This window comes from Streptomyces sp. OfavH-34-F (genome assembly GCF_022347745.1).
GTDB lineage: Bacteria > Actinomycetota > Actinomycetes > Streptomycetales > Streptomycetaceae > Streptomyces.
The window spans coordinates 1-20,775 of sequence record NZ_JAKRGC010000058.1 but is presented as its reverse complement, the minus strand read 5'-3'; the positions used below and the strand labels follow the sequence as shown (position 1 = coordinate 20,775).

The 20,775-nt window shown below is 73.5% G+C and carries 19 protein-coding genes; 10 read left to right on the top strand and 9 right to left on the bottom strand.

Features of this window, described 5'->3' with window-relative positions:
* Window positions 1-31 precede the first annotated feature (31 nt).
* The 7 genes from MHW47_RS12205 to MHW47_RS12180 all read left to right on the top strand — a co-directional run bounded on the left by MHW47_RS12205 (window position 32) and on the right by MHW47_RS12180 (window position 5,489).
* Window positions 32-874, top strand: coding sequence for a glutamate ABC transporter substrate-binding protein (locus MHW47_RS12205; RefSeq protein WP_239222830.1), 843 nt, complete (start codon window positions 32-34; stop codon window positions 872-874).
* A gap of 75 nt (window positions 875-949) precedes the next feature.
* Window positions 950-1,618, top strand: coding sequence for an amino acid ABC transporter permease (locus tag MHW47_RS12200; protein WP_239222844.1), 669 nt, complete (start codon window positions 950-952; stop codon window positions 1,616-1,618).
* Window positions 1,615-2,526, top strand: coding sequence for an amino acid ABC transporter permease (locus MHW47_RS12195; RefSeq protein ID WP_239222829.1), 912 nt, complete (start codon window positions 1,615-1,617; stop codon window positions 2,524-2,526). Before MHW47_RS12200 ends, MHW47_RS12195 begins: the two co-directional genes overlap by 4 nt.
* A 221-nt stretch (window positions 2,527-2,747) precedes the next feature.
* The gene (locus tag MHW47_RS12190; protein WP_239222828.1) at window positions 2,748-4,364 is read left to right on the top strand and encodes an FAD-dependent monooxygenase; all 1,617 of its coding nucleotides are present in this window, start codon (window positions 2,748-2,750) and stop codon (window positions 4,362-4,364) included.
* A 32-nt stretch (window positions 4,365-4,396) separates the two neighbouring features.
* Window positions 4,397-4,483: a putative leader peptide gene (locus MHW47_RS36100; protein WP_356744198.1), complete on the top strand. Its 87-nt coding sequence runs from the start codon at window positions 4,397-4,399 to the stop codon at window positions 4,481-4,483.
* Between the two features lie 110 nt (window positions 4,484-4,593).
* On the top strand, window positions 4,594-5,103 hold the full coding sequence (locus MHW47_RS12185; protein WP_239222842.1) for a cysteine dioxygenase: 510 nt from the start codon (window positions 4,594-4,596) through the stop codon (window positions 5,101-5,103).
* Entirely contained in the window at window positions 5,100-5,489 is a 390-nt protein-coding gene (locus tag MHW47_RS12180; protein WP_239222827.1) for a rhodanese-like domain-containing protein, read from the top strand. The genes MHW47_RS12185 and MHW47_RS12180 overlap by 4 nt, the downstream gene beginning before the upstream one ends.
* Before the next feature lie 51 nt (window positions 5,490-5,540).
* Here the strand turns inward: MHW47_RS12180 and MHW47_RS12175 are convergent, their stop codons facing one another.
* A complete protein-coding gene (locus MHW47_RS12175; protein WP_239222826.1) occupies window positions 5,541-8,099 on the bottom strand; it encodes an FtsX-like permease family protein in 2,559 nt (852 codons plus the stop codon).
* Complete coding sequence (locus tag MHW47_RS12170) at window positions 8,096-8,752, bottom strand: helix-turn-helix transcriptional regulator (protein WP_239222825.1); 657 nt, start codon at window positions 8,750-8,752, stop codon at window positions 8,096-8,098. The genes MHW47_RS12175 and MHW47_RS12170 overlap by 4 nt, the downstream gene beginning before the upstream one ends.
* Before the next feature lie 293 nt (window positions 8,753-9,045).
* Here MHW47_RS12170 and MHW47_RS12165 point away from each other — a divergent pair, with 293 nt between their 5' ends.
* Window positions 9,046-9,660: a hypothetical protein gene (locus tag MHW47_RS12165; protein WP_239222824.1), complete on the top strand. Its 615-nt coding sequence runs from the start codon at window positions 9,046-9,048 to the stop codon at window positions 9,658-9,660.
* Window positions 9,661-9,774: 114 nt separating this feature from the next.
* On the opposite strand, the gene recX is transcribed toward MHW47_RS12165, so the two are convergent.
* The 4 genes from recX to MHW47_RS12145 form a co-directional block, all read right to left on the bottom strand.
* Complete coding sequence (recX, locus tag MHW47_RS12160; protein ID WP_239222822.1) at window positions 9,775-10,416, bottom strand: recombination regulator RecX; 642 nt, start codon at window positions 10,414-10,416, stop codon at window positions 9,775-9,777.
* Between the two features lie 4 nt (window positions 10,417-10,420).
* Complete coding sequence (recA, locus tag MHW47_RS12155; RefSeq protein ID WP_239222820.1) at window positions 10,421-11,533, bottom strand: recombinase RecA; 1,113 nt, start codon at window positions 11,531-11,533, stop codon at window positions 10,421-10,423.
* 240 nt (window positions 11,534-11,773) lie between these two features.
* Complete coding sequence (locus MHW47_RS12150; protein WP_239222840.1) at window positions 11,774-12,997, bottom strand: AI-2E family transporter; 1,224 nt, start codon at window positions 12,995-12,997, stop codon at window positions 11,774-11,776.
* Between the two features lie 142 nt (window positions 12,998-13,139).
* Complete coding sequence (locus tag MHW47_RS12145) at window positions 13,140-13,334, bottom strand: DUF3046 domain-containing protein (RefSeq protein ID WP_239222818.1); 195 nt, start codon at window positions 13,332-13,334, stop codon at window positions 13,140-13,142.
* Between the two features lie 80 nt (window positions 13,335-13,414).
* On the opposite strand from MHW47_RS12145, the gene MHW47_RS12140 reads away from it, so the two are divergent.
* Window positions 13,415-14,329, top strand: a complete 915-nt coding sequence (locus tag MHW47_RS12140) for a hypothetical protein (RefSeq protein WP_239222817.1) — start codon at window positions 13,415-13,417, stop codon at window positions 14,327-14,329.
* Between the two features lie 22 nt (window positions 14,330-14,351).
* Here MHW47_RS12140 and MHW47_RS12135 read toward each other — a convergent pair whose 3' ends face one another.
* The 3 genes from MHW47_RS12135 to MHW47_RS12125 are packed head-to-tail and all read right to left on the bottom strand — an operon-like array spanning window position 14,352 to window position 16,313.
* Complete coding sequence (locus MHW47_RS12135) at window positions 14,352-14,657, bottom strand: AzlD domain-containing protein (protein WP_239222815.1); 306 nt, start codon at window positions 14,655-14,657, stop codon at window positions 14,352-14,354.
* Window positions 14,654-15,439 (bottom strand): AzlC family ABC transporter permease, encoded by a 786-nt coding sequence (locus MHW47_RS12130; protein WP_239222813.1) that lies wholly within the window; start codon window positions 15,437-15,439, stop codon window positions 14,654-14,656. Before MHW47_RS12130 ends, MHW47_RS12135 begins: the two co-directional genes overlap by 4 nt.
* A 10-nt stretch (window positions 15,440-15,449) precedes the next feature.
* Window positions 15,450-16,313 (bottom strand): AraC family transcriptional regulator, encoded by an 864-nt coding sequence (locus MHW47_RS12125; RefSeq protein WP_239222811.1) that lies wholly within the window; start codon window positions 16,311-16,313, stop codon window positions 15,450-15,452.
* A 101-nt stretch (window positions 16,314-16,414) separates the two neighbouring features.
* On the opposite strand from MHW47_RS12125, the gene MHW47_RS12120 reads away from it, so the two are divergent.
* On the top strand, window positions 16,415-20,775 hold a 4,361-nt coding region (locus MHW47_RS12120), incomplete at its 3' end, for a DEAD/DEAH box helicase (RefSeq protein ID WP_239222809.1).

Below are 20,775 nucleotides of genomic sequence, written 5' to 3'. Positions count from 1 at the left end.
CACATCGCGTCAACCCCAGGGGAATTTCACCATGCAGCTTCGTAAGGTCACCGCCGCCTCGGCCGCCGTGCTCGCTCTCGCCCTCACCGCCACCGCCTGCGGCTCCGACGACACGGACGACTCGGCCGGCTCCGGCGACGGCAAGAAGATCACCATCGGCATCAAGATCGACCAGCCGGGTATCGGCCTGAAGACGCCGGACGGCAAGTACACCGGCTTCGACGTCGATGTCGCGCGGTACGTCGCCAAGGAGCTCGGCTACTCCGCCGACGACATCGAGTTCAAGGAGACGAAGAGCGCCGACCGCGAGACGGCGATCTCCCGCGGTGACGTCAAGTTCATCGTCGCCTCCTACTCGATCAACGACGAGCGCCTGAAGAAGGTCGACTTCGCCGGTCCGTACCTCCTCGCCCACCAGGACATCCTGGTCCGCGCCGACGACGACTCGATCAAGGCGCCCGCGGACCTGAACAACAAGAAGCTCTGCTCGGTCACCGGCTCGACGTCGGCGCAGAACGTCAAGAAGGACCTGGCCCCGAAGGCCCAGCTCCAGGAGTACGGCGGCTACTCGGAGTGCCTGACCGGCCTGGAGAACAAGGCCGTCGACGCGCTGACCACGGACGACAGCATCCTGGCCGGTTACGCCTCGCAGGAAGTCAACAAGGGCAAGTTCAAGCTGGCCGGCTTCAAGATGACCAACGAGAACTACGGCATCGGCCTGAAGAAGGGCGACGCCGACCTCAAGAAGAAGATCAACGACGCGCTGACCAAGATGGTCGAGGACGGTTCGTGGCAGAAGGCGGTGGACGCCAACTTCGGTCCCGCCGGCTACAAGAACGAGCGCGCCCCGAAGATCGGCAACGTCGTCAAGTGAAGCAGGGCTGACCGGGCGCGCCGCCGCTGACCGGCGGCGCGCCGCGCCCTCCTACACGTGGAAGCACGGGAGATCGTGTTCGACTTTCTTGATGGTTATGACCTGCTGGGGGCCTTCTGGATCACGGTGAAGCTCACCGTGATCTCCGCCCTCGGCTCCCTCATATGGGGAACGCTGCTGGCCGGCATGAGGGTCAGCCCGGTCCCCCTGATGCGCGGTTTCGCGACCGCCTACGTGAACGTGATCCGGAACATTCCGCTGACCGTGATCATCGTCTTCGCCTCGCTGGGCCTCTTCCAGACCCTGCAGATCACGCTCGGGGGCGAGGGCGACTTCAAGGTCATCAACTTCCGCCTCGCGGTGCTCGCCTTCACTGTCTACACCGCCTCATTCGTATGCGAGGCCCTGCGTTCGGGCATCAACACGGTCCCGGTGGGCCAGGCGGAGGCGGCCCGGGCGCTCGGGCTCAGCTTCACCCAGGTGCTGCGGCTGATCGTGCTCCCGCAGGCGTTCCGGTCGGTGGTCAACCCGCTGTCCAACGTGCTCATCGCACTGACGAAGAACACCACCGTCGCAGCGGCGATCGGGGTCGCGGAAGCCTCGTATGTGATGAAGGAAATGGTCGAGAACGAGGCCCAGTTGCTGCTGATCTCGGGCATCTTCGCCCTCGGCTTCATCGTCCTGACCCTTCCGACCGGTCTCATCCTCGGCTGGGTGGCCAAGAAGGTGGCGGTGAAGCGATGAGTTCCGTCCTCTACGACGCACAGGGCCCGCGCGCCAAGCGGCGCAACATCCTGTACACCGTCCTCTTCGTGCTCGCCGCCGCCGCGGTGGTGTGGTGGGTGTACGACGGCCTCGCCGAGAAGAACCAGCTCGACTGGGTCAAGTGGAAGCCGTTCTTCGTCAACACCCAGGCCTGGGAGACGTACATCTGGCCGGGCTTCCAGAACACGATCAAGGCGGCGTTCTACTCGCTGCTCATCGCCCTGCCGCTGGGCGCGCTCTTCGGGATCGGGCGGCTCTCGGACCACCGCTGGGTGCGCATGCCGGGGGGTGCGGTCGTGGAGTTCTTCCGCGCCATCCCCGTCCTGCTCCTGATGATCATCGCCAACGCCGTGTACTCCGAGTACGCCGACTTCGACCCCGACACCCGTCTGCTGTACGCCGTGGTGACGGGTCTGGTGCTCTACAACGCTTCGGTGCTCGCCGAGATCGTGCGGGCCGGCATCCTGACGCTCCCCCGCGGGCAGACCGACGCGGCCAAGGCGATCGGCATGCGCAAGGGGCAGACGATGGTCTTCGTGCTGCTGCCGCAGGCAGTCACCGCCATGCTGCCGGCCATCGTGAGCCAGCTCGTGGTGATCGTGAAGGACACCGCACTCGGCGGCGCCGTCCTCAGCTACCCGGAGCTGCTGGCCTCCGTCCGGCCGATGTCCGCGAACTTCGGGTCGAACACCATCGCGTGCTTCACGATCATCGCGCTGATCTACCTCGCGCTGAACTTCGCGCTGACGTCCTTCGCGAGCTGGCTGGAGCGGTGGCTGCGGCGCGGGAAGAAGAGCACGGGCGCCGTCGTGACCAACGGACCGGGGGGCGATCTGGAAACGGCCGGTGCGCCGGCGCTCAAGATGAGTGACGAGAGCGCCGGCTGACGGCCCATCGGAATGAGCCCACGAGGGGCGGTGGCGCATCCGCCACCGCCCCTCGCCGCGTTCCGGCGTCGCTTGACGCGGACACCGGCAGTAGGTTGCATACGTTCTGTGATCGCGCACCGAGTCCCCTACGCCGCCGCACCCCCTTCGACCCCCGCGCACCTTCCGTTCCGTCGCACCGGCATGTTCGGTTTCACCGCACTTCCGACGGGGGACGCGCCGTGGACCCGGTGATCGTCGTCGGCGCCGGGCCCGTCGGCCTGGCCCTCTCCCTCGCCCTCGCCGCTCAGGGCGTGCCGTCCGTCCTGCTGGACGAGGACCCGGCCAAGGACGAGACCCGCCCCGCCCGCACGGTCGTCCTGCGCGAGGACACCGCCGCCTTCCTGGAACGCCTCGGCTGCAAGACGCTCGGCGACGAGGGGCTGCGCTGGACCGGCTGGCGGTCCGTGCGGCGCAAGCAGCTGGTGCGCGAGCTGGCCCTCGGCGAGGACCCGGACCCCGGTGTCGGCGCGCCCGCCGCCCCCGTCCACGTCCCGCAGCACGCGCTGGTCCGAGGGCTGCGGGACGCGGTGGCCGCCCAGGAGCTGGTCCGCACGGCGGGACCGAGCCGCGTCGACACCCTGGAGCAGGACCCGGCCGGGATCACCGTGCACACCAGGGAGCCCGGGGCGACGTGGTGGCGCGGCAGCTACCTCGTCGGCTGCGACGGCGCCCGGTCCACCGTGCGCAAACTCCTCGACATCAGGTTTCCCGGCCGTACGGCGGTGGAACGGCACGCCGTGGCCGCGCTGCGCGCCGAGCTGCCCCGGCCCGGCGAGGCTGTCCTGCACCGGTCGCCGCCCTGGCGTACGGGCGGCGCCGAGGTTACCGCCAGGCCCCTGCCGGACGACGTGTGGCGGCTGGACTGGCTGCTGCCCGCGCGCGGCGAACTGGTCACGCCGGACGCCCTGGTCACCCGGGTCCGCGACACCCTGGCCGGCTGGTGCGGCGAGACGCCCCCGTACGAGCTGCTGGACACCGGCGTGTACACGCTCCACCACCGGCTCGCCCGGCGCTGGCGCGTGCAGCGGGCCTTCCTCGCCGGGGACGCCGCCCACCTGCTGGGCGCCCTGGGCACCCAGGGCGTGGACGAGGGGCTGCGCGACGCGGAGAACCTGGCCTGGAAGCTGGCCCTCGCCTGGCACCACGGCGCGTCCGACGCCCTCCTCGACAGCTACCAGGCCGAACGGCGGGCCGCCGTGGCCTCCCGGCTGCGCGCCGCCGATCAGTCGCTGCCGATACTGCGCGGCGGCGGGGGCCTGCGGACCCTCGTACCGGGGAGCGCACGGGGGCACGACACGCTGCTCATGGACGGACATCTGGGCTGCGGCCCCCTCGGTGCGCCCCCCTCCTACGCCCTGTCCCCCCTTGCGCCCCCGCGCGCCGAGGCGCACACCTCGGTCGGTACGCCCCCCGGTGCGCCGGTGGCCGACGTACGGGTGATGGCGCCCGACGGCACCGCTGTGCGACTGCGCGAACGGCTGGGGCGGGGGCAGTTGCTGGTGGTGCTCGTGGCGCCGGGCACCGGTGTGTGGGACCGCCGTCACTGGATGCGCGCCGGAGTGATGCCCCGGCTGGCGGAGGCCGTCGAGGCGCTGCCGGTGCCGGCCGAACTGCTGGTGGCCGAGAGCTACCCCGGGGCCTCCGCGCACTCGGTGCTGCTGGTCCGGCCGGACGGCCACCTCGCCGAGGCGTTCGGCGGGGTGCGGCCGGCCGAGCTGTTCGCGGCGGCGGACGCGGTGCGCGGCGGCGCGGCGCGTGGCTCGGTGCGCGACGACCGGACCGCGGACGTCAATTGACCGGGTGCGGTGCGCATGGTCTACTCCCGATCATGAACGGCACCGACGTGCGCCTGTGGCGGAGGGTCCATATGGACCTGCTCCGCTATGCGGGCTGCGTGTGTCGTCCGTCCTGCTGAAACGCCTTCACCTGCCCGCGCCGTGCGCTGTGCCGTGCGGCGGGGCATCCGCGCGTACTTCCAGGACGGTCACCGTGTCTGCCTCTTCGTTCCCCGTTGTTCCCGTGCCCATGCGCACCTCCGCCCCGGCCCCGACCGCGGCGCACCTGCTCGACTTCGTCCGCCGCGTCGCCGGGGACACCGCACTCGTCGCCTCGCTGCCCCTCGATCCCGGGGGCCGGACCTGGCTCCGGCTGGACGGTCCGGGCGGCAGCGAGGCCTGGCTGATCGGCTGGCCGCCCGGCACCGGCACCGGCTGGCACGACCACGCCGACTCGGTGGGCGCCTTCCTCACCGCAGCGGGCACGCTCCGGGAACACTCCCTCGCGGCCCGGCTGCCCACCGAGGGCTGGAGGACCCTGGAGCTGACCGCCGGCATCGACCGCACCCGGGAACTGCCGGCGGGGCGGGGCCGGGCCTTCGGCCGCCACCACGTCCACGAGGTGCTGAACGAGTCCGCCACGGAGCACGCCGTCTCCGTCCACGCGTACTACCCGCCGTTGCCGCGCATCCGGCGCTACAGCCGCGACGGCGCGCTGCTCCGCCTGGAGCAGACCGAGGGCCCGGAGGACTGGCGGTGAGCGGCGGGCCGCTCGGGATCGACGAGCTGCTGGAGCGGGTCAGGGCCGGTTACGTACGGCTGGAGCCGCGGGAAGCGTGGGCGGCGTCCCGTGCCGGTGCCCTGCTGGTGGACATCCGTTACGCGGAGCTGAGGGCGCGGGACGGGCTGATTCCGGGCGCTCTGGTCATCGAGCGCAACGAGCTGGAGTGGCGGCTGGACCCGCGGGGAAGCCACCGAATCCCCGAAGCGGTGGACCACGATCTGCGGGTGGTGCTGATCTGCGACGAGGGGTACGCGTCGAGCCTGGCCGCCGACTCCCTGCACCGGCTCGGCCTGCACCGGGCGACGGATCTGGTGGGCGGCTTCCAGGCGTGGCGCGCGGCCGGCCTGCCGGTACGCGGGTGAGGTGACCGGGGGGCGGCTCGTGGGAGCCGCCCCCCGGTCACCGGCCGTCGCTCACCGGCCGCCCGCGACCTCCACCGGCCGGGTGCGCAGGGCGAACCGGCCCGGCAGCGCCGTCGCGACGAGGGCCGTCAGGGCGGCCCCGGCCACCACGCCCCCGTACACCAGCGGCAGGAAGCCGGGCGCGGCGCCGCCCGTCATCCCGATGCTGAACGCGGTCAGCACGGCGAGCGCGATGCCGGTGCCGAGCACGGTGGCGAGGAGCAGCACCGCCAGGGTTTCGGTACGGAGCATCCGCAGCACCTGTCGGCGGGTGGCACCGGCGAGCCGCAGCAGCGCGAACTCGCGGTACCGCTCGGCGACGGACATGGCGAGCGTGTTGACGACGGCGATGGCGGTGAAGGCGAGGACCAGGCCCATGGCGAGCAGGTTGACCTCGGCGTTCTCCTGCCGGCGGTCGGCCTGGAGCTGTTCGGCGACGGCCGGGGCGGCGACCGTGACCCCGGGGAACTTCTTCACGGCGGCGGTCAGCTGTCCGGCGGAGGCCGTTCCGGCCACCAGCACCGTCGCGGCCAGCGGGTTGTCCATGTGCCGGGCGACCAGGTCGTGCGGCAGGGTGAGATCCCCGAAGCCGAGGCCGCGCCGGTAGACGGCCGCGACGGTGAGGGAGGCCGGGGTGCCGTCGCCCAGGTGCAGGGAGAGGCGGCTGCCGGGGCGCAGTCCGAGGCGGTCGGCGGCGAGTTCGCTGATCGCGGCGGACCGCTCGTCCGCGGCGAACGCGGCGAGGGAGCCGCTGGTCACGTCCGGGTTCCAGGTACGGGTGAGGCCGGCCCCGGTGACGCCCTGCGCGGTGTACTTCGCCAGCCCGACGCGCACGGTGGTGCGTACGACCTCCGTGGCGGCCGTGACGCCGGGCGTCGCGCGGACCGCCCGCGCGGCCGCCGAGGGGACGCCCGGTCCCTGGGCGCCGAGCACCCAGGTGGCGCGGGTGCCCTCCTGGGCCTGGGCGCGTGCGGCGGCGTCGACGGTCGGCTGGAGGAAGAGCACCGTGCAGGTCATGCCGATGAGCAGGGTGAGGGGGGTGACGACGGAGGCCATCCGGGTGGAGTTCCCCCTGATGTTGGCGGTGGCCAGGGTGCTCATGGGGCCCGTCCGCCGGAGCACTGCGGAGAGCGGGAAGGCGGCGGCCCGGACGAGGACCGGGCCCAGGAGCGAGACCGCCGTGGCCAGCACCACCACGGCCAGGAAGGTGACGGGGGTCGACGCGGCCTCGGTGCGCAGCACGCTCAGGACGCCGACCAGCGCACCGCCGCCGGCGAGCAGGAGCAGCCCCACGAGGAGGCGTCCCCGGGCCGGGCGGCCGCGCTCGACCGCGGACTCGGCCATGGCCTCGGCCGGACGCAGGCCGGCGATCCGGCGGCCGGAGATCCGGGCGGCGGCCCAGGCACCGAGCAGGGTGACCGCGACGGCGGCCAGGGCGGGGAGGACCCCGGCCGTACGTTCCAGCGTCGGCGGGATCACTCCCATGCCGGTGAACCGGCCGTGCAGCCAGGCGGCGAGCGGCAGTCCGGCGAATGCTCCCAGGACCCCTGCGAAGGCCCCGACGACCAGGGCTTCCCGGCCGAGGAGCCTGCGGACCTGCCGCGAGGTGGCGGCGATGGTCCGGAGCAGGGCCAGCTCGCGGTGGCGCTGCTGGACGGAGAGGGCGAACGTCCCGACGACGACGAGCACCGCGACCAGCAGCGAGGTGCCGCCCATCGCCCCGCCCATCGAGATGAGCTTGACCCGGGCCCCCGAGGCGTCCAGGAACTCGACCGGTCCGCGTCCGTCACCCGTCGCCACCTGCGCGGTGGTGCCCTTGAGCGCGGCCGTGACGCGCTGCTTCAGGGCGTCGAGGTCCGTGCCGGACTCGGGCAGGACGCCGATGGCGGTGACCCGGTCGGGACGGTCGGCGAGGCGGGCGGCCTCCGCGCCGGAGAAGAACAGGGAGCGCTGCTGCCCGAGGTCGCCGGTGCCGCTGGGCGCGGCGATGCCGCTGATCCGGTACGTGCGCGGAGCGCGGGTGGACTGCACGGTGATCCGGTCCCCCGGCGCGAGGCCGGCCCGTGCGGCGAGCGCCCGGTCGATCACCACGTCACCGGGGGAGGCGGGGGCGCGGCCGGCGGTCAGGGCGAAGGGCGTCAGCGGTGCCGACGACCAGGCGTGCCCGTAGAAGGGGACTTCGCGGTCCGGGGCGTGGCCGGGGAGGCCGAGCGGCTGGGCGAGGAAGGTGAGTTCGGGGACGACGGCGCGGACGCCCGGCACGGTGCGCAGCCGGCCGGCGGTGGCGGCGGGCAGCCAGGCGCGTTCGGCGACGGGCTTCGCCTTGTGCTTGATCTTCGTCTTGCCGTTTCCCTTGTGCTTGACGGTGGTGCGGTGGACGTTCTGGTCGGCGGAGACGATCAGCGGGGCGGCCGCGTACCGCTCGGTGGCGATCCGTCCGCTCAGTCCGGTCTCCAGCAGGGTGCCGCAGGCGGTGACGAGGGCGGCCGCGCACATGAGGGCGAGTAACGCGCCGAGGAATCCCGCCGTGCGGTGCCGGATCGTGCGCAGGGCATAGCGCAGCAGTGTCATGAGGCGTCCGTCTCTGTGTGGTCGGTCCGGGCGGGGGTCCGGGGGCCGGGGTCCGGGAAGGCGAGCAGGCGGGTGTGGACCGTCCGGGCGCCCGGCGCCGATTCGGCTCCGGGGCGCCGGTAGCGGTTCATGAGGGCGATGTACTCCTCGAAGAACGCGCGGAGTTCGGGAGGCGTGAGGCTGAGGGCGCCTCGCGAGTACGCGAAGGCGTCGGCCCACTCGTCCGCCTCGGCCGGGTTCCGGGCGGCTTCGGCGCTCTCGCGCTGGAGGCGTTCGAAGAGGGCGAGGTCGGCGGCGTACGCGGTGCGGTTCAGCTCGTCCATGACGAGGCGCTGTTCGGGCGTGCGCCGGGACGGCGGCGGGAAGCGGCGGTCCCCCGGCACGACCCGCCACCACCGCTCCCGCCGCACGGAGGGCCCCTGCTCCTGCTCGCGCTCCTGCGGTTCGGTGTCGGCGACGAAGCCGTAGCGGGCCAGTTCGCGCAGGTGGTAGCTGGTCGCTCCGGTGTTCAGGCCCAGGGCGCGGGCCAGGATCGCGGAGGTCGCGGGGCCGTGCAGGGTGAGGTGCTGGAGGATCTGCTGGCGTCGGGGCTGGGCGAGCGCCTTGAGGGCGGCCAGCTCCGTGATCTCGGTTCCACCGGGCTTCTCTGGCATGCGTCACACACTGCTCTGTGCACAGATATCTGTGCACTGGAGCGTTCCGGCGTCTCGATACGGGGGTTGTCCCCCCTACGCCCGCCGCCCCGCGGCCCGTGGGCGTCGCTTCGACCGGAATGCGCCGCGACACACCCGTATGGCATCGCTCCGGGGGCGCGCTCCGGCCCCTCGACGGACATTCGCCTCACGGCGGGCGCGGGCCTCTCGCACGGCCTCTAGGGAACCAACCGCCGGAACGCCGGGGCGCCGTCAGGGCGCCCCATCGCCGCTACGACGGGGAGCACGCACCGATGCCGACCACCACTGCCCTCACCCCCGACGCCCTCGACGCCCAGGCCGCGCGCCTGCACGACACGGACGCCTGGCAGCAGATCGTCACCGGCTGGGACCGGACCGCCCCCGATCCGACCGTGGCCCCTGCCCCTGCTCCGGCCGACTGGCGCGCCCTGCTCTCCGTGCCCGTGGACCGGCTCGTCGCCGACGCGGTCCGCGCGCTGCCCGCAGCGGCCCCGCGCGAGCGTCCGCTGCCCGGTCGCATCGGCGCGATGCTGCCCGACCGGCTCCACGCGTGGCGGCGCATCGGGCGGCCCGACGTGCCGCCGTCCGTCCATCTCGCCCATGCCCGCGAGATCCTGACCGCGTGGGGCTGGCAGAACACGCCGTACCGGCTGCGCGACGTCCGGGGCGCGCGCTGCGTCTGCGGCGCCATGCTCACCGCGCACCGGCTGGGTTACGGCTCTGCGGAGACGGTGGACCGGGCGGGCGCCTGGATGATCGCCGAGTTGCGCTCGCGGGGCTGGACCGGGCTGATCGGCCCCTGGAACCGCTACCCCGGACGCACGGCGGCGGACGCCCTCGCGCTGATCGACGCCACGATCGCGCGCGCGGCCCGCGCCGGCCAGTAGCCGACACTCCCCCGACCGCCCCACCCTCGCGCGGCCGTCTCCGCCGCCCCGGACCGTCCCCGTCGCGCGGCCGTCCCCCTCGCGCGGCCGTCCGGTCGCCCCCCCCCCGGCGGGTCAGAACGGCTCGTCCAGCCCGTCGGTGTCCTCCCCCTCCTCCTCCAGCGCCCGGCGCACCACGCGCAGGGCCATGCCCTCGCCGTACCCCTTGCGGGCGAGCATGCCCGCGAGGCGGCGCAGCCGCTTGTCCCGGTCCAACCCCCGTGTGGACCGGAGCTTGCGGGCGACGAGCTCCCGCGCGGTCTGCTCCTCCTGCTCCGGGTCGAGCTGCCCCACCGCTTCGTCGATCACCGAGGAGGCCACCCCCTTGGTCCGCAGCTCACGCACCAGAGCGCGGCGGGCGAGCCCGCGCCCGTGGTGACGGGACTCCACCCAGGCGTCGGCGAAGGCGGCGTCGTCGATCAGCCCGACGTCCTCGAACCGGGACAGCACTTCCTCGGCCGCCTCGTCCGGGATGTCCCGCTTGCGCAGGGCGTCCGCGAGCTGTTTCCGGGTGCGCGGGGTGCCGGTGAGCAGGCGCAGGCAGATGTTGCGTGCCTGCTCGACCGGATCGCGCGGTTCCCCCTTCTCGGCCCTCGACGAGGAGGGGGAACCGCTGTCACTGGGCCGGGAGCGGGAACGGCGTCCCGTTCCCTCACCGGAGGCGGAGGCCGGGCCGGGGCCCGCGGTGTGCTCCGGCCATTCCGTACGACGCGTCACGGGGTCAGCTCTTGGCGGCGGCCGCCTTGGCCGGCTTGGTCTTGCTCGCGGCCGTCGTCGGCTTCGCCGCGCTCTCCGCCGGAGCCGCCGGTTCCGCACCGGCCTCGGCCGCGTCCTCGGGCCGGACCCCGACGCCCAGCTTCACCAGGATCTTCTTCTCGATCTCGTTGGCGAGGTCGGGGTTGTCCTTGAGGAAGTTGCGCGCGTTCTCCTTGCCCTGGCCGAGCTGGTCGCCCTCGTACGTGTACCAGGCGCCGGCCTTGCGGACGAAGCCGTGCTCCACGCCCATATCGATGAGGCCGCCCTCACGGCTGATGCCCTGGCCGTAGAGGATGTCGAACTCGGCCTGCTTGAAGGGCGGCGCGACCTTGTTCTTCACGATCTTGACGCGGGTGCGGTTGCCGACCGCGTCGGTGCCGTCCTTGAGCGTCTCGATCCGGCGGATGTCGAGGCGGACCGAGGCGTAGAACTTGAGCGCGCGGCCACCGGTGGTGGTCTCCGGCGAGCCGAACATCACACCGATCTTCTCGCGGAGCTGGTTGATGAAGATCGCGGTGGTCTTGGACTGGTTGAGCGCGCTGGTGATCTTCCGGAGCGCCTGGCTCATCAGACGGGCCTGGAGACCCACGTGCGAGTCGCCCATCTCGCCCTCGATCTCCGCGCGCGGCACCAGGGCCGCGACGGAGTCGATGACGATCAGGTCGAGGGCGCCCGAGCGGACCAGCATGTCCACGATCTCGAGGGCCTGCTCACCGTTGTCCGGCTGGGACAGGATGAGGTTGTCGATGTCGACGCCGAGCTTCTTCGCGTACTCGGGGTCGAGGGCGTGCTCCGCGTCGATGAAGGCCACCGAGCCGCCGAGCTTCTGCGCGTTCGCCACGGCGTGCAGCGTCAGCGTCGTCTTACCGGAGGACTCCGGTCCGTACACCTCCACCACGCGGCCGCGCGGCAGGCCGCCGACGCCGAGCGCGACGTCGAGCGCGGTGGACCCGGTGGGAATCACCTCGATGGGCTCGTTCGGCCGCTCGCCCAGGCGCATCACCGCGCCCTTGCCGAATTGCCGTTCAATCTGTGCGAGTGCGGCGTCCAGCGCCTTCTCGCGGTCGGTTCCTGCCATGGGTTCCACCCGATTTGCTTGTGTCGATCGCTTCACGTCAAAGACGCTAACCCCTGCCACTGACAATGGGCCTCGACGTCCTCCCCGCCTGTGGACAACTCGGCGGCCGGGGTCCGGGAAAACCCGGCCGGAATCCCATGAGAATGGATGTTCGATTTTAGTGTCAAGCGCACCACGCCGCCCCGCCCCGGGCGGCCCGCGCCCCCGCCCGGACCGCTCCGGCGGCCCCGGTACGGCCGCTCAGCCGCGCGGCTCCGCAGGCCCGTCCGGCCGCTGCGAACCCTCCGGCGCATCGTCGTCCGGCGCCCCGTCCGCCCCCGGGCCCTGCCCCGGCTCCGTGCCGTTCTCGCCCGCGAGGGCCGCCCGCATCCGCCGCAGCCGCGTCCACAGCGGTTCCCCGCGCACGCCGGGACGGCCGCCGTGGACACGCGGGTCGTCCGTCACGTCGTACCGCTTCACATACGCGCCGAGGAACGCCTGCAGCGTGGCCACGGCCGGGATGGCGATCAGCGCGCCCACGGCGCCCATCAGCGCCGTGCCCGCGATGACCGAGCCGAAGGCCACGGCGGGGTGGATGTCCACCGTCCGCGCGGTGAGCTTGGGCTGGAGCATGTAGTTCTCGAACTGTTGATACACCACGACGAAGCCCAGCACCCAGAGCGCGTACCAGGGGTCGACGGTGAAGGCGATCAGCATCGGCAGGGCACCCGCGAGGTACGTGCCGATCGTGGGGATGAACTGGGAGACCAGCCCGACCCAGACCGCGAGCGCCGGGGCGTAGGGCACCCCGAGAGCGGCCAGCAGGATGTAGTGCGCGATCCCGGAGATCAGCGCCATCAGGCCGCGCGAGTACAGGTAGCCGCCCGTCTTGTCGACCGCGATCTCCCACGCCCGCAGCACCTCGGCCTGGCGGGCCGGCGGCAGCACCGAGCACAGCCCCCGGCGCAGCCGGGGCCCGTCGGCCGCGAAGTAGAACGAGAACAGGAAGATCGTCAGCAGCCGGAACAGGCCCCCGAGGACCGTCGCCGACACGTCGAGGACGCCGGTCGCGCTGTTCTGGACGTACTTCTGCAGCCAGTCGGAGTGCAGCAAGCTGTCCTGGACCTCGACGCGGGAGAGCTCCGTGTGGAAGGTCTGGTTGACCCAGTTGATCACCGAGTCGAGGTACTTCGGGAAGTCCTCGACCATGTCCACGATCTGCCCGGCGAGCATCGAGCCGAGCAGGAAGACGAAACCGGCCGCGCCGATCAGCACCACGAGGAAGACCAGGAAGGTCGCAAGCCCCCGGCGCATGCCCCGGGCCGACATCCGGCTCACGGCGGGCTCGATGGCGAGCGCCAGGAAGAAGGCGATCAGTACGTTGATCAGCAGGCCGATGAGCTGGTCGAAGGCCCAGCTGCCGAGCCGGAAACAGGCGTAGAGCGCGAGGGCGAGGACCATGGCGCGCGGCAGCCAGGACGGCATGCGGGCGGGTCCGGCGCCGGACGGCGGGGCGGGTGGTGCCGGCGGGGTACGGGGCGGCTGGATCTGATCGGTCTCGTCTGTGGGGGCCACGGAGCAAGTCTCGCCTATGTGGGTGACGGGCCGTCCCGCGCCCCGAGGGACGTCAGCGCTTGTCGGCGGGAACGTCCATCGCGGTGCAGACCGCGCGCCAGACGTCCTTCGCCTCCCAGCCGGCGGCCAGCGCCTGGTGGACGGTGCGCCCGCCCAGTTCGGCCATCACGTGGTCGCGTGCGAAGGAGTCCGCGTAGGCCGCGCCGAAGTGGTCCGCCATCCGTTCCCAGAAAATCGTCAACCGCATGCCCTCAGTATCCCGCCCCTGAGAGTGCAGCCGGGCCGCCCCGGCCCTGCCCGGGACGCCCGCGCCCTACGGTCGGTCCCATGGCTGCAACTGGAACAAGTCCCCTCGCCCGCGCCGAGCAGTTCGTCTGGCTCACGGCCCGCGTCCTCGAACAGCGGCGGTTCGCCCACCACTACCTCGGGGGAGGCGCGGACCCCGTGGAGACGGCCCTCGGCGCGTACGCCAACGAGGACGGCGGCTACGGCCACGCGCTCGAACCCGATCTGCGCGGCCCCGTCAGTCAGCCGCTGCACACCGCCCACGCGCTCAGCGTCCTCGACTCCATCGGCCGCTGCAACGGTCTGCGGGTGGAGCGGATCTGCCGGTACCTGACCGAGGTGTCGACCAAGGAGGGCGCCCTGCCCGCGCTGCTGCCCTCCCAGCGCGGCTACCCGGCGGCCCCCTTCATCCCGATCATCGACGAACCACCGCCCGAACTGCTGGCCACCGGCCCCGTCGTCGGCCTGCTGCACCGCAACGCCGTGTGGCACGCCTGGCTCTTCCGGGCGACCGACTTCTGCTGGTCGGCCGTGGACGCCCTGGACGTCTCGCACCCGTACGAGATCGAGGCGGCGGTCGCCTTCCTCGACGGGGTGCCGGACCGGCCGCGGGCCGAGGCCGCCGCCGAACGGCTGGGGCGGCTGGTCCGCGACCAGCGCCTGGTGGTGCTCGATCCGGAGCGGCGCGCGGAGTACCCGGTGGCCCCCGGGTACGCGCCGGGCGAGCAGCACTTCCCGTACGACTACGCCCGTACTCCCGAATCGCTCGCCCGGCGGTGGTTCTCCGACGTCGAGATGGAACGCGCGCTCGATCATCTCGCCGCCGCGCAGGAGGCGGACGGCGGCTGGCCCGTCACCTGGCGGCAATGGGCCCCCGGCACAGCGCTGGAGGGGCGGCCCCTGGTGACCCTCCGGGCGCTGGAGACCCTGCGGGCCCACGGCCGCGCCCTGGACTGAGGGCTCATCCCAGCGCGGGGGTTCATCCCAGCGCGCGCACTCCTGCGGTGACGGCCACGGCCGCGCCCACGACCACGAGGAAGGGGGCGCGCAGGACGAGGGCGAGCGCGGCCGCCGCCAGTCCCGCGCCCCTGGCGTCCAGGGTGAGCTGCTGTCCGTCGCCGAAAGTCTGCTGGGCGGTGAGGGCGGCCAGCAGGGCCACGGGCAGCAGGGCGGCGAGGCGCTGCACGAGCGGGCGCTCCAGGGCTCCCGCCGGGACCAGGAGTCCGAGGAGTTTGGCGAGGTAGCAGCCGGCGAAGGTCAGGGCGATGGCGATCCAGACGTTCACCGGCCGCCCTCCGTCCCGGCCGTAGCCGCGCCCTTCCCCGCGCCGCCGCCCTTCACACGTCCCGTCAGGAAGAGGACGACGGGCGCGGCGAGCGCCGACAGCAGCACGGGCACCCCGGCCGGCAGCACCGGCAGCAGGCCCAGGGCGAGCAGGACGGCGAGCCCGGCGGTCACGCGTTCCGTCGTGGACTTCAGCATCGGGGCGAGCAGCGCCAGGAAGACGGCCGGGCTCGCCGCGTCGAGCCCCCAGGCGTCGGTGTCGCCGAGGGCCTCGGCCCCCAGGGCACCCACCAGGGTGGTCAGGTTCCACAGCACGTAGAGGGTGAGCCCGGTGACGGTGAAACCGATCCGCGCGGCCCTCCGGGTGGGCTGGGGCAGCGTCACGGCGGTCGTCTCGTCGATGACCCACTGGGCCGCGAGCGGACGCAGGGGACGCGGCAGAGCGAGCAGCTGGGAGAGGCGCAGGCCGTAGAAGGCGTTGCGTACGCCGAGGAAGAAGGCCCCGGCCGCCGCGGTGTACGGGTTGCCTCCGGCGGAGAGCGCGCCGACCAGGGCGAACTGGGAGGCCCCGGTGAACACGAGCAGGCTGAGCGCGCAGGTCTGGAGCAGGCTCAGGCCGGAGCCGGCCGAGGTGACGCCGAAGGCGAAGCCGGAGAGGCCGACGGCTATGCCGACGCCGAGCGCGTCGCGTACGACGGCCGCGTCCGGCTTGGCCCCGGCGGCGAGGCTGCTGCCCCCGGCCGGTGCGCCGTCGGTGCGAAGGGGTGCTGTCTGTTCTGCCACGTCCGGCACGCTACCGGGATCGCTCCGGACCGGTCTTGTACGTTCTTGCACGTTCGCGCTGGTACGCGCCGGGTGGTACACCCACGATCCGGGTGAAGTGGCGGTTGAGGTGCGGCTGGTCGGTGAAGCCGACCTCCGCCGCCGCGACGGCGGGGGCGGTGCCCGCGTCGAGCATCCGGCGGGCCCGCCGGACTCGGGCGTCGGTGAGCCAGGTGTGCGGGGGCATGCCGTACTGCTTCTTGAACGCGCGCAGCAGGGCGAAGGGGCTCGTGCCCAGTTCGGTGGCCAGCGCCTCCAGGGTCGGCGGGTCGGCCATCCGCGACTCCAGCAGGGCCCGGGCGCGCGCCGCGTCACGCGCCCCCGCCGCGCGCGGTGCCGAGGCGGCAGGGGCGCTGCCGTACCGGGTGAGCAGCCGGGTGACGGCGATCCGGAGCACACTGTCGGCGGCCAGCGCGTTGCCCTCCTCGGCCGCCCGGTGCACCTCCCCGATCAGCCGGGCCGCGTACGGATCGGCCACCCCGGTCTCGGTGAAGGCGACGGTGCCGCGCAGCTTCGTGGTGTCGGCGGCGATGGCGTCGATCGCCCGCGCGGACGGGTAGAGCGTGGCGTACACCCAGCCCTCGGGCGCCCCGGCGCGGGCGGTGTGCGGCACCTCCGGGTTGATCATGACGACGGTGCCGGGGCCGGCGTGCAGGGTGCCGCCGGGCAGGCCGATGTCCTCGACGCCGTGAGTGACCACGGCGAGGACATGGCCCTCGTGGCTGTGGCGCGGAAAGGTGTGGCGGATGTAGCGGGCGCGCAGCAGATCGAGGTCGGGCAGCGCCGCACAGCTCCAGTGCCGCGCCCACTCCCCCGGTTGCCGTGCTCCCGTCATGCTGGGATTGTCCCAGCTCGCGGGGCACCGCGACCGCGCGTGCGACGGCCCGTCCGGCGGTGGTCACGGCCGTTGTCAGTGGCGGGGTGCACGATGGGGGCATGACCGGCTCCGCTCTCGATTCCTTCTCCCCCGCGACCCGCAGCTGGTTCACGGGGGCCTTCAGCGCGCCGACCGCCGCGCAGGAGGGCGCCTGGCGGGCGATCGGCGAGGGATCGGACGTGCTGGTCGTCGCGCCGACCGGGTCGGGCAAGACGCTGGCCGCGTTCCTGGCCGCGCTGGACCGGCTGGCGGCCGTCCCGCCGCCGGCCGAGGCGAAGAAGCGCTGCCGCGTGCTGTACGTGTCGCCGCTCAAGGCCCTCGCGGTGGACGTGGAGCGCAATCTCCGCTCGCCCTTGACCGGCATCCGGCAGGAGTCCGTGCGCCAGGGGCTTCCCGAGCCGGAGGTGCGGGTGGGCATCCGGTCCGGTGACACCCCGGCCGCCGAGCGCCGCTCCATGGCGACCCGCCCGCCGGACATCCTGATCACGACGCCCGAGTCGCTGTTCCTGATGCTGACGTCCTCGGCGCGCGAGGCGCTCTCCGGCATCGAGACGATCATCCTGGACGAGGTGCACGCGGTGGCGGGCACCAAGCGCGGTGCCCATCTCGCCGTGTCGCTGGAGCGCCTGGACGAGCTGCTGCCCCGGCCGGCCCGGCGCATCGGCCTGTCGGCCACGGTCCGCCCGGTGGACGAGGTGGCGCGTTTCCTCTCGCCCCGGCGCAAGGTGGAGATCGTCCAGCCGCCGTCCAGCAAGCGGTTCGACCTGTCGGTGGTCGTCCCCGTGGAGGACCTGGGGGAGCTGGGAGGGTCTCCGGCCACCGACCCGGAGTCCGGGGCCCAGGCCGAGAAGCCGTCGATCTGGCCGCATGTGGAGGAGCGGATCGCCGATCTGGTCCAGGAGCACCGCTCGACGATCGTGTTCGCCAATTCGCGCCGTCTCGCGGAGCGCCTGTGCAACCGGCTCAACGAGATCGCGTACGAGAGGGCCACCGGCGAGACCATGCCGGAGGCCCACTCCCCCGCCGAGATCATGGCGGAGTCCGGCGCGGCCAAGGGCGCTCCCGCCCTGCTCGCCCGCGCCCACCACGGATCGGTCTCCAAGGAGCAGCGCGCGCAGGTCGAGGAGGACCTCAAGGCGGGCCGGCTGCCCGCCGTGGTCGCCACCTCCAGCCTGGAGCTGGGCATCGACATGGGCGCGGTCGATCTGGTGATCCAGGTCGAGTCGCCGCCCTCCGTCGCTTCCGGGCTCCAGCGGGTCGGCCGGGCCGGCCATCAGGTCGGCGCGGTCTCCACGGGCGTCGTCTTCCCCAAGTACCGCGGCGATCTCGTGCAGGCGGCCGTGGTCACCGAGCGGATGCGGACGGGCTCCATCGAGGCGCTGCGCATCCCCTCCAACCCGCTGGACGTGCTGGCCCAGCAACTGGTGGCGATGGTCGCGCTGGACAGCTGGCAGGCGGACGACCTGCTGGCGGTGGTGCGCCGGGCCGCCCCGTTCGCCTCGCTCCCCGAGTCGGCGTTCACGGCGGTCCTCGACATGCTGGCGGGCCGCTATCCGTCCGACGCCTTCGCCGAACTGCGCCCCCGCGTCGTGTGGGACCGGGTCGCCCGTACGGTCACGGGCCGGCCCGGTGCCCAGCGGCTCGCCGTGACCTCGGGCGGGACGATCCCCGACCGCGGCCTGTTCGGCGTCTTCCTCGCCGGCGCGGACCCCAAGAAGGGCGGCGGCCGGGTCGGCGAGCTGGACGAGGAGATGGTCTACGAGTCCCGCGTCGGCGACGTCTTCACGCTGGGCACGACCTCCTGGCGGATCGAGGACATCACCCGTGACCGGGTGCTCGTCTCCCCCGCGCCCGGCGTCCCCGGGCGGCTGCCGTTCTGGAAGGGCGACCAGCTCGGACGGCCGCTGGAGCTGGGCCGCGCCCTGGGCGCCTTCCTCCGCGAGCTGGGCGGGCTCTCCGACCAGGACGCCCGCGCCCGCCTGCTGTCCGCCGGGCTCGACACCTGGGCCGTGGACAACGTGCTGGCCTACCTCGACGAGCAGCGCCGGGCCTGCGGCCACGTGCCGGACGACCGGACGATCCTCGTCGAACGCTTCCGGGACGAGCTGGGCGACTGGCGCGTCGTGGTGCACTCCCCGTTTGGCGCGCAGGTGCACGCCCCGTGGGCCCTGGCCCTCAGCGCCCGCCTCGCCGAGCGCTACGGGATGGACGCGCAGGTCATGCACGCCGACGACGGCATCGTGCTGCGGCTGCCGGACGCCGACATGATGGGCCTGGACCTCCTCGACTTCGACCCGGCGCAGGACCCGTCCCAGGACGCGGCCGGCGCGGCCCCGCCCGCCCCGGCCCACACCGCCTTCGACAGCGACCAGCCCCCGGTGGGCGCGGCCGACGTGGCCTTCGACCGGGGCGAGATCGAGCAGATCGTCACCGACCAGGTCGGCGGCTCCGCCCTGTTCGCCTCCCGGTTCCGGGAGTGCGCCGCCAGGGCGCTGCTGCTGCCCCGCCGCAGCCCCGGCAAGCGCACCCCGCTCTGGCAGCAGCGCCAGCGGGCCGCACAGCTCCTCCAGGTCGCCTCCGAGTTCGGTTCCTTCCCCATCGTTCTCGAAGCGGTCCGCGAGTGCCTCCAGGACGTGTTCGACGTACCGGGGCTCGCGGAGGTCATGGGCGATCTGGAGGCCCGGCGCATCCGCCTCGTCGAGGTGACCACCCCGGAGCCCTCCCCGTTCGCCCGCTCGCTCCTGTTCGGCTACGTCGCGCAGTTCCTGTACGAGGGCGACTCGCCCCTGGCCGAGCGGCGCGCCGCCGCGCTCTCCCTGGACTCCCGGCTGCTGGCCGAGCTGCTGGGCAGGGCCGAGCTGCGGGAACTGCTCGACGCCGACGTCCTGACCGAGCTGGAGCGGGAGCTGCAGTGGCTGGCGGACGACCGCCGCGTCAAGGACTCCGAGGGCGTCGCCGACCTGCTGCGCGTCCTGGGCCCGCTCACCGACGCGGAGCTGGCCGAGCGCGGGGGCCGCACGGAGTGGGCGCGGGAGCTGGAGTCCGCCCGCCGCGCCATCCGGGTCCGGATCGCCGGCGAGGCCCACTGGGCGGCGATCGAGGACGCGGGCCGGCTGCGCGACGCCCTGGGCACGGCCCTCCCGGTCGGCGTCCCCGAGGCGTTCACCGAACCGGTGAAGGACCCCCTCGGCGACCTCCTCGCCCGCCACGCCCGTACGCACGGCCCGTTCACCTCGACCGCGGCGGCCGCGCGCTTCGGTCTCGGCACGGCGGTCACCGACGGGGCGCTCCAGCGGCTCGCGGCCTCCGGCCGGATCGTGCAGGGCGAGTTCCATCCGGCGGGCATCGGCCAGGAGTGGTGCGACGCCACGGTGCTGCGGCGGTTGCGACGCCGTTCGCTGGCCGCCCTGCGTCATGAGCTGGAGCCGGTCCCGCCCGCCGCCCTGGCCGGGTTCCTGCCCCAGTGGCAGCACCTGGGTGGCAGCGGCCTGCGCGGCCTCGACGGACTGGCCCGCGCCATCGAGCAGCTGCAGGGCGCCCCCGTCCCCGCCTCCGCGCTGGAGCGGCTCGTCCTGCCCGGCCGCGTCACCGGCTACACGCCCGCGCTCCTGGACGAGCTGACGACCACGGGGGAGGTCGTCTGGGCCGGTGCCGGGGCGCTCCCCGGCAAGGACGGCTGGCTGTCCCTCTACCTCGCCGACAGCGCGCCGCTGCTCCTGCCCCCGCCCCGCCCGCTGGAGCTGAGCGCCCTGCACGAGTCCGTGCTGACCGCGCTCGGCGGCGGCTACGGCCTCTTCTTCCGTCAGATCGCCGACCAGGTCCGCGCCACCACGCACCCCGACTGCACCGATCCGCAGCTCGCCGACGCCGTGTGGGACCTCGCCTGGTCGGGCCGGCTGACCAACGACACCCTGGCCCCGCTGCGCTCCCTCCTGGGCTCCGGCCGGACGGCGGGATCCACCGCGCACCGCGCCCGGCGGAACGTCCCGCGCGGCCGGTACGGCACCCTCACCGCCGCCGCCCGCCCCGCTTCCCGCACCGGGCCGCCCACGGTCTCGGGCCGCTGGTCCCTGCTGCCGCCCCTCGAACCCGAGCCCACGCACCGCGCCCACGCCCTGGCCCGCACCCTGCTGGACCGGCACGGGGTGGTGACGCGGGGCGCGGTCCAGGCGGAGGGCGTCGAGGGCGGCTTCTCCGCGGCGTACCGGGTGCTGTCCGCCTTCGAGGACAACGGCCAGGCGCGCCGGGGCTACGTGGTGGAGGGGCTGGGGGCGGCGCAGTTCGCGATGGACGGCGCGGTGGACCGCCTCCGCGCGGTCTCCACCGCCCGCGACCGCACGGAGCCCGGCGCGGACCCCCGCGCCCTGGTGCTGGCCGCCGCCGACCCCGCCAACGCGTACGGCGCCGCCCTGCCGTGGCC

Bases quoted from the DNA above. Each gene is read 5' to 3' on its own strand.
- recA (WP_239222820.1), bottom strand. From the start codon at position 11,533: ATGGCAGGAACCGACCGCGAGAAGGCGCTGGACGCCGCACTCGCACAG.
- MHW47_RS12170 (WP_239222825.1), bottom strand. From the start codon at position 8,752: ATGCCAGAGAAGCCCGGTGGAACCGAGATCACGGAGCTGGCCGCCCTC.
- MHW47_RS12185 (WP_239222842.1), top strand. From the start codon at position 4,594: ATGCGCACCTCCGCCCCGGCCCCGACCGCGGCGCACCTGCTCGACTTC.
- MHW47_RS12140 (WP_239222817.1), top strand. From the start codon at position 13,415: ATGGCTGCAACTGGAACAAGTCCCCTCGCCCGCGCCGAGCAGTTCGTC.
- MHW47_RS12195 (WP_239222829.1), top strand. From the start codon at position 1,615: ATGAGTTCCGTCCTCTACGACGCACAGGGCCCGCGCGCCAAGCGGCGC.
- MHW47_RS12165 (WP_239222824.1), top strand. From the start codon at position 9,046: ATGCCGACCACCACTGCCCTCACCCCCGACGCCCTCGACGCCCAGGCC.
- MHW47_RS12175 (WP_239222826.1), bottom strand. From the start codon at position 8,099: ATGACACTGCTGCGCTATGCCCTGCGCACGATCCGGCACCGCACGGCG.
- MHW47_RS12205 (WP_239222830.1), top strand. From the start codon at position 32: ATGCAGCTTCGTAAGGTCACCGCCGCCTCGGCCGCCGTGCTCGCTCTC.
- MHW47_RS12145 (WP_239222818.1), bottom strand. From the start codon at position 13,334: ATGCGGTTGACGATTTTCTGGGAACGGATGGCGGACCACTTCGGCGCG.
- MHW47_RS12125 (WP_239222811.1), bottom strand. From the start codon at position 16,313: ATGACGGGAGCACGGCAACCGGGGGAGTGGGCGCGGCACTGGAGCTGT.
- MHW47_RS12150 (WP_239222840.1), bottom strand. From the start codon at position 12,997: ATGCCGTCCTGGCTGCCGCGCGCCATGGTCCTCGCCCTCGCGCTCTAC.
- MHW47_RS36100 (WP_356744198.1), top strand. From the start codon at position 4,397: ATGAACGGCACCGACGTGCGCCTGTGGCGGAGGGTCCATATGGACCTG.